The 12,728-nt window shown below is 59.0% G+C and carries 14 protein-coding genes; 9 read left to right on the forward strand and 5 right to left on the reverse strand.

Annotation, left to right across the window (positions count from 1 at the left end):
- Positions 1 to 50 precede the first annotated feature (50 nt).
- From CF137_RS05575 to CF137_RS05585, 3 genes are all read right to left on the reverse strand, one after another.
- Positions 51 to 845: an ATP-binding cassette domain-containing protein gene (locus CF137_RS05575; RefSeq protein WP_162515867.1), complete on the reverse strand. Its 795-nt coding sequence runs from the start codon at positions 843 to 845 to the stop codon at positions 51 to 53.
- A complete protein-coding gene (btuC, locus tag CF137_RS05580; RefSeq protein WP_139718312.1) occupies positions 832 to 1,839 on the reverse strand; it encodes a vitamin B12 ABC transporter permease BtuC in 1,008 nt (335 codons plus the stop codon). The genes CF137_RS05575 and btuC overlap by 14 nt, the downstream gene beginning before the upstream one ends.
- A gap of 102 nt (positions 1,840 to 1,941) precedes the next feature.
- Positions 1,942 to 2,673, reverse strand: coding sequence for a substrate-binding periplasmic protein (locus tag CF137_RS05585; protein WP_139718313.1), 732 nt, complete (start codon positions 2,671 to 2,673; stop codon positions 1,942 to 1,944).
- A 113-nt stretch (positions 2,674 to 2,786) separates the two neighbouring features.
- On the opposite strand from CF137_RS05585, the gene CF137_RS05590 reads away from it, so the two are divergent.
- On the forward strand, positions 2,787 to 3,143 hold the full coding sequence (locus CF137_RS05590) for a DMT family protein (RefSeq protein WP_033137992.1): 357 nt from the start codon (positions 2,787 to 2,789) through the stop codon (positions 3,141 to 3,143).
- Between the two features lie 58 nt (positions 3,144 to 3,201).
- A complete protein-coding gene (gene tapW / locus CF137_RS05595; protein WP_042018838.1) occupies positions 3,202 to 4,341 on the forward strand; it encodes a type IVa pilus ATPase TapW in 1,140 nt (379 codons plus the stop codon).
- A 125-nt stretch (positions 4,342 to 4,466) separates the two neighbouring features.
- Here the strand turns inward: tapW and CF137_RS05600 are convergent, their stop codons facing one another.
- Entirely contained in the window at positions 4,467 to 4,916 is a 450-nt protein-coding gene (locus CF137_RS05600) for a methyltransferase family protein (RefSeq protein ID WP_139718314.1), read from the reverse strand.
- 173 nt (positions 4,917 to 5,089) lie between these two features.
- Here CF137_RS05600 and alr point away from each other — a divergent pair, with 173 nt between their 5' ends.
- The 7 genes from alr (at position 5,090) to CF137_RS05635 (ending at position 12,034) form a co-directional block, all read left to right on the forward strand.
- Positions 5,090 to 6,316, forward strand: a complete 1,227-nt coding sequence (gene alr / locus CF137_RS05605) for an alanine racemase (RefSeq protein WP_139718315.1) — start codon at positions 5,090 to 5,092, stop codon at positions 6,314 to 6,316.
- Between the two features lie 120 nt (positions 6,317 to 6,436).
- Complete coding sequence (locus CF137_RS22385) at positions 6,437 to 6,628, forward strand: transposase DNA-binding-containing protein (protein WP_275066012.1); 192 nt, start codon at positions 6,437 to 6,439, stop codon at positions 6,626 to 6,628.
- Between the two features lie 264 nt (positions 6,629 to 6,892).
- On the forward strand, positions 6,893 to 7,108 hold the full coding sequence (locus CF137_RS05615; RefSeq protein WP_139718316.1) for a YdcH family protein: 216 nt from the start codon (positions 6,893 to 6,895) through the stop codon (positions 7,106 to 7,108).
- 162 nt (positions 7,109 to 7,270) lie between these two features.
- Positions 7,271 to 8,458 (forward strand): sugar ABC transporter substrate-binding protein, encoded by a 1,188-nt coding sequence (locus CF137_RS05620; protein ID WP_139718317.1) that lies wholly within the window; start codon positions 7,271 to 7,273, stop codon positions 8,456 to 8,458.
- Positions 8,455 to 10,593: a sensor domain-containing diguanylate cyclase gene (locus CF137_RS05625; protein WP_139718318.1), complete on the forward strand. Its 2,139-nt coding sequence runs from the start codon at positions 8,455 to 8,457 to the stop codon at positions 10,591 to 10,593. The genes CF137_RS05620 and CF137_RS05625 overlap by 4 nt, the downstream gene beginning before the upstream one ends.
- A gap of 138 nt (positions 10,594 to 10,731) precedes the next feature.
- Complete coding sequence (locus CF137_RS05630; protein ID WP_101325201.1) at positions 10,732 to 11,391, forward strand: YceH family protein; 660 nt, start codon at positions 10,732 to 10,734, stop codon at positions 11,389 to 11,391.
- Positions 11,392 to 11,476: 85 nt separating this feature from the next.
- A complete protein-coding gene (locus CF137_RS05635) occupies positions 11,477 to 12,034 on the forward strand; it encodes a HutD family protein (protein ID WP_139718319.1) in 558 nt (185 codons plus the stop codon).
- Between the two features lie 117 nt (positions 12,035 to 12,151).
- Here CF137_RS05635 and azu read toward each other — a convergent pair whose 3' ends face one another.
- A complete protein-coding gene (gene azu / locus CF137_RS05640) occupies positions 12,152 to 12,592 on the reverse strand; it encodes an azurin (RefSeq protein ID WP_042018827.1) in 441 nt (146 codons plus the stop codon).
- Between the last annotated feature and the right edge of the window lie 136 nt (positions 12,593 to 12,728).

Consider the following 12,728-nt stretch of genomic DNA (forward strand, 5'->3'; position numbering starts at 1 on the left):
CATAATTGGGACAGAGCCTTTCTTTACCTGTGAGTGACTGCCAACACTTGCTAGAGGGTCGGCATAAACCAGACCCGTCCTGCCGCTTCGATGCGGTCTGTGCGGATCTGGAACACCTGCTCCAGCAGCGCCTCATCCACCAGCTCGACGCCCCCTTCGCGCACCACAGCGCCCTGTTGCAGGCAAAGAATGCGGTCGGCCCAGTCGATGGCCAGATTGATATCGTGGATGGCGAGCACCACCAGCAATCCCTGCCCGGCTAGGGTTTTCAGCAAGCGCAGCAGCGCCAGCTGATGATGCAGGTCGAGCCCCGCCAGCGGCTCGTCCAGCAGCAGCACCTTGCCGCTCGGATTGAGGCTCGGCCACACCTGCAACAGGGTGCGGGCAATCAGTACTCGCTGCTGCTCGCCCCCCGACAACCGGCTGAAGTCTCGGGCCAGCAAAGCCTCCAGCTCCAGCGCCTCGCACAGCGCCTTGATCGCTTCGTTCTGTTTGGCAGGCGCAACCCCTTGATCAAGACCCAGGCTCAGCACCTGAAACACCGGAATATGAAACAGCTGGGGCTGGCGCTGGGGCAACATGGCGCGCCGTTTGGCAAGCTCAGGCCAACTCAGGTCAGTGAGCACTTCCCCCCCCAGCAGCACTGTGCCCTCGGTGGGCAAGATCCCCGCCAACGCGCCGAGCAGAGTCGATTTGCCGCTGCCATTGGGGCCGAGCAGTGCCACCAGCTGGCCACCCTGCCAGCGGATATCGAGGGGGGAGAGCCGTCCGGCAATGGCGAGCGCACGCGCCTCCAGCAACGGGGCCGCAGCACGAGCAACAGGCATGGGATCAGCGGGCGACATCGGCATCTTGCCTCAATAGCAGATAGATAAAGAGCGGAGCACCCACTGAGGCGGTAATCACCCCGATGGGCAGCTCGCCAGCACTGATCGCCGAGCGGGCAACCAGATCGGCCGCCAGCAGCAGGGCCCCGCCCCCCAGCGCCGAAGCGGGCAGCAAGAAGCGCTGATCGCTGCCACCACACAGCCGCAACAGATGGGGCACCACCAGCCCGACAAAACCGATCACGCCGCACAGGGACACAGCCACACCGGTAAGCAGGCAGACCGCCAGCACCAGTCGCACCCGCATCTTGTCGACATCCATCCCCATCAGGCGGGCCTGGGTCTCCCCCAACAACAACTGTTGCAGCGCCTTGCCCTGCCAGCAGAGCCAGCCCAGGGTGAGCGGCAGCACCAGCCACCACCAGCCGAACTGCTGACTGCCATAAGAGAGGCTGCCCATCATCCAGAACATGAATTCACGCAGGGAGCCGTCGTCAGCAAAGTACATCAGCCAGGTCATGGCGGCATTGGTGAGAATGCCGATGGCCACGCCAAACAGCAGTAAGCGGGCATGGCCGAGACGCGCCCGGCGAGCCAGCCGAATGAGCAACATGGTCACCAGCAGCGCGCCGCCAAAGGCCGCCAGCGACAGCCCCCAGCCGGGCAGATAGAGACCGAGGGATTTGGCCACCGTCATCGCCACCATGGCGGCCAGTCCTGCTCCGCTTGAGACGCCAAGCAGCCCGGGCTCCGCCACCGGATTGTGCAGCATCACTTGCAGCACGGCGCCGCCACAGGCCAGCGCAGCTCCGGCCAGCAAGGCCAACAGGGCGCGCGGCAGCCGCAGCTCCAGCAGGATGCGCTGTTCGAGATCGCCAAGGGGCTGCCAGGGCAGCAGCACAAACTCGCCCCAGACGAGGGAGAAGAGAAACAGCAGCAGGGTCAACAGCGTCAGGCCACAGAGCCAGCGCCGCTGCCAGCGCTGCTGACGGGCGATAAGGGAGAGGTACAAGGATGATCCCCGACAATAACTAGGCTCCATCCCCAACCCGATCGCGGGGCAAAGAGGGGGAAGCAGGAAAAGGGCATGATAACAGTGGCTTGCCACCCGAGGTCAAGGCTGGTAACGCTTGGCCATCACGCTTATCTCACCGCTGGCCACCAGATTTTGCAGCGCCACCAGCAAGGGCTGGCGCAGCGACTGGTGAGGTGAGTGCTTGCTCATCCCCAGATAGAGGGTCACCGGCGTGGCGGGGCGGTAGTCTGCCTTGCCTATCCGTCTGGCATTTCCCTGACTCAGGGCATAGTCCACCTGACAGTCGGTGCCGATCATCAGCGGCAGGTGACCGCGCTGCACCATGCGCAGCAGCTGATCTTCGGTGGGTACCCCGTGCTTGTCGAGACGACTGTCACTGTTGAAGGGCTCAAAGTAGGCGGAGTTGAGCACATAGCCCACCTTCACCCCCTGCAGATCGCGGTATTGGTGGATCCGGGCCACATTGACCGGCTGACCATAAAACGCGGGCCAGCACTGGTAGTAGGCAGGTTGCAGATAGTCGATGAACTGCGCCCGCTCGGCGGTATAAGCCAGCCCAATCATCAAATCGACCTGACCGGTCCGCATCTGCTTGAGCGCCCTGCCCCACGGCATCCGCCGCACCTGCAACTCAATGCCGCTCGCCTGTTGCAACCGGCGCAAGATATCCATATCGAGCCCCTGCAACTGGCCATCCGGCTGCAAGATGCGAAATGGCGGCCAGAGATCGGTGGTCACCGTCAGCGTCGGGTTCGCACGCACCGGCATGGCAAATAACAGTAACAACACTATCCCGCTTAACTTGCCCATCCCGTCGCATACCTCGCACGGCCTGATCCTGTTGGTTAAAAATACCCTCCCGCACCACGTATGAAAACCCGTGGTTCAGGGATAAAATGCGCCGGATTTTCAAGGAGAACCCTATGAACCCGATTTTCGCCAGTATCGGTCTGCTGCTCTGCAGCAACGTCTTTATGACGTTCGCCTGGTACGCTCACCTCAAGAGCATGAACCACAAACCCTGGATCATTGCCGCCCTGGTGAGCTGGGGTATCGCCCTGTTCGAATATCTGTTACAAGTGCCCGCTAACCGCATCGGCCACACCGTGCTGAGTGTAGGCCAGCTGAAAATCCTGCAAGAGGTGATCACCCTCACCGTATTCGTTCCCTTCTCTATCTTCTATCTCAAAGAAGATCTGAAATGGGATTACCTCTGGGCAGGGCTCTGCATTCTCGGTGCGGTCTTTTTTGTCTTTCGCGAGAAACTGACCGGCGCCTGAGGCTGTACACTCAATATCATCCCGCTTATGGCATCTCCTTGATCGACGAGGCAAAACAATGGAATTGCGAGACATGCTACAGATCCTGGCCCAGCAAGATGGCTCGGACCTTTATCTCTCAACCGGAGCCCCTCCCTGCGCCAAATTCCACGGCGGTATGCGGCCTCTGAACGACACGCCACTGGCGCCAGGCGACGTAGCCAGGATCGCCGCCGAAATCATGGATGGCGAGCAGAAACAGCAGTTCGAGAAGGAGCTGGAGATGAACCTTGCTATCTCCCTGCCCCAGATCGGCCGTTTCCGGATCAACATCTTCAAGCAGCGTAACGAAGTCTCCCTGGTGGCCCGTAATATCAAGACCGAGATCCCCCGCTTTGAAGACCTCAAACTTCCGCCAGTGCTGCTCGATACCATCATGGAGAAGCGCGGCCTGGTACTGTTTGTTGGCGGCACCGGCTCGGGCAAATCCACCTCGCTGGCCGCGCTGATCGACCACCGCAACCGCAACAGCGGCGGCCACATCATCACCATCGAAGATCCGGTGGAGTTCGTCCATCGCCATCGCAAGAGCATCATCAATCAGCGGGAAGTTGGCGTGGATACCCGCAGCTTCCACGCCGCCCTGAAAAACACCCTGCGTCAGGCACCGGATGTGATCCTTATCGGCGAGATCCGCGATCGCGAGACCATGGAACATGCACTGGCTTTCTCCGAAACCGGTCACCTTGCCATCTCCACCCTGCACGCCAACAACGCCAACCAGGCGCTGGATCGCATCATCAACTTCTTCCCCGAGGAGCGCCGCCCGCAGCTGCTCAACGATCTGGGCAACAACCTCAAGGCCTTTGTCTCCCAGCGGCTGGTGAAAACCACCGATGGCGGCCGCCGGGCGGCGGTGGAGATCATGCTCGGCACCCACACCATCCGCGACATGATCAAGCGCGGTGAATTTGGCAGCCTAAAAGAGGTGATGGAAAAATCCAAAGCCCTCGGCATGGTTACCTTTGACAGCGCCCTGTTCGATCTGGTGGTGGAAGGGGTGATTGAGGAGGAAGAAGCAGTGAAAAACGCCGACTCGGCCAACAACCTGCGCCTCAAGATCAAGCTGTGGAAAGAGAAGGGGCAGATTGCCAGCAGCAGCGATGCCACCGGCTGGAGCCTGGAACCCACCAAGGACGAGAAAAACGATCACTTCTAGTGCTCACCTGCCCCCCGGGCCTTAATCGGCTCGGGGGGCTACCACTTTTCTCGAGACACACTCCTACTGCTCAACGCCCTATCAACTACAGCTCAATTACCAACCAACTACCGATCAACTCCCCCTCAACACCAGCGGCGAACGCGCAGGCAGTAGCGAGCATACTCGTCGCCAAAGCGGGCGCGCAGCAACCGCTCCTCCGGCATGATCTGAAAACGGGTCAGCCAGGCCACCAGCATGATAGGCCCAAGCCAAACCCAGATGCCTCCCAGATAACAACCCCAGGCCAGCAACCAGCAGAGCAGCCCCAGATACATGGGATTACGGCTGAGACGATAGACGCCACAGGTCACCAGACGACTGGTGTGCTGAGGTTTGGTGGGGCTGACCGTGGTCTGGTGGTGGCGAAACCGTTGCAGGGCACCAAAGCCCATGATGGCTCCTGCCACAAAAAGCACGGCTATCAGTGTCATGACCCATACTCCGGGTTGCCCCTCTACCCTCAGCCACCACATGGTTCCTGCACAGAGCAGGAAGATCAGTGGTGGTGGCAAACGTAACTCAAGATTGGCCATTTTCTTCCCCTGACGAGTGTCGGCTGATGCCTTGTTGCGGTAGACTCGCAATCGGGCAGCGCCTGTTTAAAGTGACAAAGATCATAATAATAACAACAGGTTGTCGTGAAACCACAGCCAATATTGACACTCTCATCCACACTATCCAACGCGAACAACAAAAAGGAATCACCATGCATAAGAAAACGCTATTGGCTACCCTGATCTTCGGCCTGCTCGCGGGCCAAGCCGTTGCGGCGCCCTACCTGCCCCTTGCGACGGATCATCGCAACGGTCAGGAGCAAACCGCCAGCAACGCCTGGTTGGAAGTGGATCTGGGCGCCTTTGAACACAATATCCAGACCCTCAAGGATCGCCTCGGTGACAAGGGCCCGCAGATCTGCGCCATCATGAAGGCCGACGCCTATGGTCATGGCATCGACCTGCTGGTCCCCTCCGTGGTCAAGGCCAATATCCCCTGCATCGGCATCGCCAGCAACGAAGAGGCGCGCGTCGCCCGCGAGAAGGGCTTTACCGGCCGTCTGATGCGGGTGCGTGCCGCCACCCCGGCCGAAGTGGAGCAGGCCCTGCCCTACAAAATGGAAGAGTTGATCGGCAGTCTGGTGAGTGCCCAGGGCATTGCCGACATCGCCCAGCGCCACCACACTACCATTCCGGTGCATGTCGCCCTCAACTCTGCTGGCATGAGCCGTAACGGCATCGACCTGCGTCTGGCCGACTCCAAGCAGGATGCGCTGGCCATGCTCAAGCTCAAGGGGATCACCCCGGTCGGCATCATGACCCACTTCCCGGTAGAGGAGAAAGAGGACGTCAAGATGGGGCTGGCCCAGTTCAAACTGGACTCCCAGTGGTTGCTGGAAGCGGGCAAGCTGGATCGCAGCAAGATCACCATCCACGCCGCCAACTCCTTCGCCACCCTGGCTGTGCCGGACGCCTACTTCGACATGGTGCGCCCCGGCGGCCTGCTCTACGGCGACTCCATCCCCTCCTACACCGAGTACAAGCGGGTGATGGCGTTCAAGACCCAGGTCGCCTCGGTCAACCACTATGCGGCGGGCAATACCGTCGGTTATGACCGCACCTTTACCCTTAAGCGTGACTCCTGGCTGGCCAACCTGCCGCTGGGTTACTCCGATGGCTATCGCCGGGCGCTGAGCAACAAGGCCTATGTGCTGATCCAGGGTCAGAAGGTGCCGGTGGTCGGCAAGACCTCCATGAACACCATCATGGTGGATGTGACCGATCTCAAAGGGGTGAAACCCGGCGACGAGGTGGTGCTGTTTGGCCGTCAGGGTGAGGCCGAAGTGAAACAGGCTGATCTGGAGGAGTACAACGGTGCACTGTTGGCGGATATGTACACCATCTGGGGCTACACCAACCCCAAGAAGATCAAACGCTGATAACGCGACATGAACAAGGGCTCCCGCGGGCCTGTCTCTCTATACAAAAATCCCCAAGCATCGCTTGGGGATTTTTTTGAACTGTGTTCCCCTGCCGTGATCTGAACCTGTCAGCGCCCCATCAAGGCTCTAACATGCCCCTCCACCCAACCTGCACAATGGGCTCAGGCCCAGTTTGGCCACGCCAACCTCAACAACCCCGGACGCACCAGAAGGCTAGTCGCGCTCGCTACCGCCCTTGCTCACCAACCAGAGCCGCTGTTGCATCCTGCTAGCGCAATCTCTTGGGCATCCAGAGATGTGATCACGTGACAGCCGACGGGCCCCTTTGTTGATCCTGCCCCCTCACGCCGGCACATCCCCGGTTGTGACTTTCCGCACACTTTCCGCACACTTTGGCTCGTCTTTCAGATTGATAAATCAATTATCTTGTTTTGATTCAAAAGGTTAAAAAAATCCTCCCCAATACTTCAAATGATTACCCCTAAATCCGATCATGATCACATTTATCCCGGTCACTAAGGGGTAGCTTGGTGTTACAGGCACAGACAAGCGTAACCAAGGAGGTTCCATTACATGTTCCCGGAGTACAGAGATCTCATCTCTAAACTGAAGAGCAGTGATGTCCATTTCCAGAAAAAGTTTGACTTGCATAACGACCTGGATGAGGAGATTAAGAAACTGGAAAAGCACCACGCCAGCGACTTTAGCTCTGAGGTGAAGGATCTGAAAAAACAGAAACTTAAACTGAAAGATGAGATATACGACATCCTCAAACAACATCCACACTAGATGCCTCGACGATTACCCGGATAAGCAATTTATCCCCCAGCCCGGCTCAAGAGCCGGGCTTTTTGTTATTCCTGTCAATTAGTTGACCCGCAGCGCTATCGATAGCATCCGTTGTTTGTTACATTTTGGCCTTGGGATGCAATCAATAAGGGCGATGATAATATGCGTAAAAAACGGCCATTTTATCATCTGTTGCTGCTTTGCCTGCTCTCTTGCAGCCCCCCTCTGCGAGCTCAGGAGCTGGAGTTATGGCATTCCCAGCAGGCCGGTTATGTCATTGATCAGGTGATAGCCCGCTTCAATCAGGAGAGCGGCCACCGGGTCCGGGCACTCCAGTTCGAGCCCGACAAGATCAAGGCAGATATTCTGCTGGCGGCCCAGGCCAAAGGGTTACCCGATCTGATGCTGGTCCCTTCCGATTTTATCGGCCTCTATCAGCAGATGCGGCTATCGCCCATCCCTGATGAGTGGTTCTCATCCGAACTGATGAACAATGCTCTGCACTATGTCACTCTCGATGCCCGGCGCTGGGGCATGCCCATGATGCAGGGCAACCATCTGATGCTGTTTTACAACAAGGCGCTGGTATCGGCTCCAGTGACCCGGTGGCAGCAACTGGCCGCCATCACACCGGCCCTCAAGGCAAAGGGGGTCTACCCCGTCAGTTGGCCATATAACGACATGTACTATTTCGCCGCATTTTTGCACACCTTTGGTGGTACACCGGTCAGCAAGGGGCACATCACCCTCGATACCCCGGCCATGGTGCAAGCGCTGGAGGCCTACCGCACCGTTGCCAGCGAGCAATGGATCGACCCCGACTGCGACTATGACACCGCCCTCACCCGCTTTAATGAAGGTAAGAGCGCCTACCTCATCAACGGGGACTGGGCCTTCAATGATCTGGTGAAAAACATGGGGGATCAGCTGGGAGTGGCCCTGCTGCCAAGCTGGCAAACACTCCCCATGTACTCCATGAGTGGTGCTTATGTGATAACGGCCTCCCGCAGCGCGATGGAGGAGAAGGAGCGACGGGATGCCATCCAGGCACTGCTGGCCTTTATCCAACGCCAGGATATCCAGCAGTTCATCTATCAACAGGGGGCACTGCTGCCGGTCAATCAGCAGGCCTTTACCACCATTAGCCGCCACCCTACCCCGCTGACAAAAGTGCTGCTGGAACAGTTCACTGCCACCATTCCCATGCCCTCTGACAGTGCCATGTCTATTGCCTGGCAGGCGATGGAGAAGGGATTCGAGCGCTTCAAGGAGGGGCTCGGCGCCCCCGAAACGGCCCGCTATATGCAACAACTGGCAGATCAACAATACCGGCAGGTCACGTCACCATGAATCGCCGCACCTTTCGTCTGGGCCCAGCCCTCATCATCATCCTGTTTACCGTTGCGTTGCTACCCGCCCTGCTGGCCAGCACGGTACTGCTGATCCGCCAGCACCAGATCATTGCCCAGAGCGAACAGTCACAACTGGAGCGGGCCCTCACCAGCATGACCCGCGAGGCACGCTTTCGCAGCGAGCTGACCGGCACCCAGATCAACCAGCTCAGCCAGGATCGGGTGCTCCATCAGGCCCTCGACAACTTCCTCTTCTCCAGCCATGCCCGGCTGGCTTTGGCCACCTTCATCAAGTCCAACAGCCTGCTGACCTCGGCCTATCTGATCAATGACCAGGGACAGGTGGTGGAGTACGTCCATGGTCAGGCATCGCACCTCGAAGCGAGCAACCTGATGCCGCAGCTGATGGCCTGGAGCAAGACCCGTGAGGCCAAACAGGGCAAGCATCTGCTGCTGCCCGTCGATGATCCCGTGCTGGTCGGCAACATGGAGCAGGACCACAGCGGTGCTCTGGCGCTGGTGGCCCCCATCTATCGCAACCACCAGCGCGCGGGCGTGATGCAGACCCCCTCTGGTTTCGTGATGGCGATCCTCCCCTGGCGACAGATGGCCTACCTGCTGGAGCCCTATCTCAAGGGGAGCGAGTATCTGGTGATTTCGCAGGGAGCGTCTCGTCTCTACCAAGGCATCCACCATGGTGACAAAGGGGTGAATGACGGGGTTCCGAGCCAGATGGCGCAGCCCTTGGTCATCAGCTGGCCCCAGTTGGAGAAGGATCTCAGCCCCACCATCACCCTTTACAGCTATAACGCCGACAGGGTCAGCGAACTCAACAAATCCCAGCAACTGCTGACCGGCAGCATCGCCGTCATGTTGTTACTGGTGGTCATCAGCTGTGTCTGGCTCACTCGCTGGTTGACCCGACCACTGCGCTCGCTGGCGGCGCTGGTACGCAGTTATGGCCAGGGCAACTATCAGCAACGGCAAGCACCGCTGCGCTTTGTCGAGTATGACGAGGTGCGCCAACTGCTACAGGAGATGGCCTACACCATCTCCGCTCAAGTGCGAGCCCTCTATCAGCAGAACCAGCAGCTGCAGCTCGCCAATAGCGAGAAGGAGACCTTCAACCAGCGGCTAGTCGGATTCAACGACGAGCTGGAGCAAGAGGTCGCCGCACAGACCACAGCGCTGCGCTTGGCCCTGAGCCGGGAAGCGCGCAGCCGCCATATCCTGCAATCCTGGCTGCAATTTGGCCTGCATCAGCAGCTGGATTTGGATATCGCCGAGCTGGCCAGCTCAGCCCTGCTGCAGATCTCCGAGCTCTATCCCGGACACAGCTGGGGACTGGTGATCCGCCAGGACGGGCAAGAGAATTACTCCCTGACCCAGGGGGTTGATATCGCCATGCGCGGAATTTTTCAGGAAAAACTGGCCCAGCTGATGGATGAGGATGCCAAACATTCCGAATGTTTGTGGCAGCAGGAGCGTTGGAAGATCATGACCCTGCCAGGCAGTCAGAGCGGTGTCAGATTTGGCTATCTGATGGTCAGTGCACAGGGACTTGAAACCGAAGACAGAGCTATCCTGCGGCTCTTTGTCAAACAGCTGGCGGTGGGCATCGAGGGACGCCTGTTCACCGATGAGCTGGCGCGGGTCGCCCGCACCGACAACCTCACCGGTCTGCCCAACCGGCAAGCATTCGAAGAGACATTTCAGCACTATCAGGCGGTGCTGGCACGCCATCCCGAGCGCCATCTCGCCCTCTTTATGCTCGATCTCAACGGCCTCAAGCGTACCAATGATCAATATGGTCACGCAGCCGGCGATGCCCTGTTGAATCATATGGCTCAACAGCTGCGTACCCTCTGCCGTCAGGATGAGCAGATCTTCCGCATCGGCGGCGATGAGTTCGTGCTGCTGGCGGAGGCGGATCATCTCGCCTGTCAGCAGTTGGCTGCCAGACTGGAGGCGAGCCAGCAGAGCACCACTGTGCAGCATGGGGAGCACAGCTTTCCGCTACGCTTTGCCATCGGCTGGAGCAGCTGCGACCAGACCCCGTTGAGCGAACTCAGCAGGGTGGCAGACGAAGCCATGTATGCCGATAAAGCACGCTTCTACCACGGCCAACCGTGACGTGTACGGCCACTGTGGTTGGCGAGCCTTTCGCCAACCCCCTGATTACCTCGCAAAAATGGCGTGCAACGCTAGACGTGGCGCGGGCCATGGCTAAGATAGGGGCTCTTGAAATCGCGATGTGATAGGGAGTAGGAAATGGAGTTAGTACTTGGCCCGCTGGAGGCCCGTGTCATCGGCTGCCTGATTGAAAAAGAGATCTGCACCCCGGATCAATATCCCCTCTCCCTCAATGCGCTGGTGAACGCCTGCAACCAGAAGAGCAACCGCGAGCCGGTGCTGGAGCTCTCCGAACTCGATATCCGCGCCGTCATAGACGAGCTGATCCGCAAGCGGCTGGTGGTCAACACCGCCGGTTTCAACGCCCGGGTGCCCCGCTACCAGCACAGATTCTGCAACACCGAATTTGGCGAGCTCAAATTCAGCGCCCGGGAGCTCGGCATCGTCTGTGAACTGCTGCTGCGCGGCCCGCAAACCCCGGGTGAACTGCGCTCGCGCACCAATCGCCTCTGCAGCTTCGATGATGTCACCGAGGTGGATGCCACACTTGCCCAGCTCATCGAACAGGGCCCCTTCGTGGTCAAGCTACCGCGCGAGCCGGGCAAGCGGGAATCCCGCTACGCCCACCTGTTTAGCGGCGACGTGGATATTCAGGCGATGATGGATGCCGCCCCCGCGGCGGCCTATGCCTCCCCTGCCGCCGACCGCCTGAGCGAGCTGGAGCAGGAGGTGAGCGAGCTCAAGAGCCGCCTCGCCGCCATGGAAGCGCGGCTGGCTGCGCTGGATGGCCAGGGCTGATACCACTTTTATTCGTTGCTAAAGAGCAGGGAGCCGGGGCTGATGTCCCCGGCTCCCTGGGTTTTTTCATCATGAGGAAATACCCGTGATCACCCTGATTAAAGAGTCTGACCACCAGAAGATGCCCTGGAAAAACCAGCAAGGGTCCAGCAGCCAGATCCTCATCTCCCCCAAGGGGAGCAGCCTTGCCAAACTCGACTTTGACTACCGGCTGAGCTCGGCCCCCATCAAGAGCGCGGGTCCCTTCTCCCCTTTTCCCGGTTATCAGCGCATTTTGCTGCCGGTGAGCGGCGCAGGCTTCGTGCTTAACGGCCACCCTTACGCCACCTTCGAGGCGGCGCACTTTAGCGGCGATGAAGAGACCTACTGCGAGTTGCTGAAAAAAGAAGTAACCGATCTCGGCCTTATCTACCACCCGGATCGCATCAGCGCCAACGTACGGGTATTGAATCTTCCCTTCCCGCTGACCCTCACGCTGGAGACGGACAAAACCTATCTCTGCCACCTGCTGAGCGGCCAGCTGACCGTGCAGGGCAAAGAGGTGGCCATCAACGAGACGCTGGTGGTGACCGGGGAAGAGAGCATTCACTTCGAATGCCAGAAGAAGACCGCCATCGCCTTCTTTACCCTTCAAGCCAAATAGCGCTGGCGTCGGCTCGCAGCCATGCCACCCCACGCCAAACGCCAGCAACAGAGATGAAAAAGCCGGGCAATCCCGGCTTTTGCTATTGAGGCAACCGGCTCGATGCCGGTAACCGCCTTAGTTGACCTTGAAGGAGCCCTTCATCATGGCGAAGTGGCCGGGGAAGGAGCAGAAGAAGGTGAGATCCTTGCCCGCCAGACCGTCGGTCTTGAAGGTGACGCTGCTGCTCTCGCCGCCGCCGATCAGCTTGGTATGGGCCAGTACACGGGGATCATCCTTGGGCAGATAGCCATTTTCGGCCCCCGCACTCATCCCCGCAGTCGCTACTGTCTGATAGTCGGCAGTGCTGGCCAGCACCCAGTTGTGGCCCATGGCGGCAGCAGGCAGCTTGCCGGTGTGATTCAGGGTGACGGTCACCTCTTTACAGGTAGCAGGAACGCTCATCTCTTTGAGGTTGTACTGCATGGCATCATTGCCTTCGATGACCAGTGCACACTCATCCGCCAGCACGGGGGCAGCCAGGGTACTCAGAAACAGCAGGGTAATCGCCTTTTTCATCATCTTCTCCTTTGATTGGCAATGGATGGCAACGACTTGGCGGATGCGGTTCGCACGTCGCAAAGATGCCGTCTAAATCGACCTTCATTTTACTCAATTGTCTTCAATCGGCTATGGCTTTTGACCAAAGCTGCGG

Source organism: Aeromonas sobria, assembly GCF_006243315.1.
In the GTDB taxonomy this organism is placed as follows: Bacteria; Pseudomonadota; Gammaproteobacteria; order Enterobacterales; family Aeromonadaceae; genus Aeromonas; species Aeromonas sobria_A.

What these genes read in the sequence shown, in the direction of transcription:
- alr (WP_139718315.1), top strand. Translation starts at nt 5,090, where the DNA reads ATGCATAAGAAAACGCTATTGGCTACCCTGATCTTCGGCCTGCTCGCG.
- CF137_RS05590 (WP_033137992.1), top strand. Translation starts at nt 2,787, where the DNA reads ATGAACCCGATTTTCGCCAGTATCGGTCTGCTGCTCTGCAGCAACGTC.
- CF137_RS05615 (WP_139718316.1), top strand. Translation starts at nt 6,893, where the DNA reads ATGTTCCCGGAGTACAGAGATCTCATCTCTAAACTGAAGAGCAGTGAT.
- CF137_RS05600 (WP_139718314.1), bottom strand. Translation starts at nt 4,916, where the DNA reads ATGGCCAATCTTGAGTTACGTTTGCCACCACCACTGATCTTCCTGCTC.
- CF137_RS05575 (WP_162515867.1), bottom strand. Translation starts at nt 845, where the DNA reads ATGTCGCCCGCTGATCCCATGCCTGTTGCTCGTGCTGCGGCCCCGTTG.
- tapW (WP_042018838.1), top strand. Translation starts at nt 3,202, where the DNA reads ATGGAATTGCGAGACATGCTACAGATCCTGGCCCAGCAAGATGGCTCG.
- CF137_RS05585 (WP_139718313.1), bottom strand. Translation starts at nt 2,673, where the DNA reads ATGGGCAAGTTAAGCGGGATAGTGTTGTTACTGTTATTTGCCATGCCG.
- CF137_RS05620 (WP_139718317.1), top strand. Translation starts at nt 7,271, where the DNA reads ATGCGTAAAAAACGGCCATTTTATCATCTGTTGCTGCTTTGCCTGCTC.
- azu (WP_042018827.1), bottom strand. Translation starts at nt 12,592, where the DNA reads ATGAAAAAGGCGATTACCCTGCTGTTTCTGAGTACCCTGGCTGCCCCC.
- CF137_RS05630 (WP_101325201.1), top strand. Translation starts at nt 10,732, where the DNA reads ATGGAGTTAGTACTTGGCCCGCTGGAGGCCCGTGTCATCGGCTGCCTG.
- CF137_RS05625 (WP_139718318.1), top strand. Translation starts at nt 8,455, where the DNA reads ATGAATCGCCGCACCTTTCGTCTGGGCCCAGCCCTCATCATCATCCTG.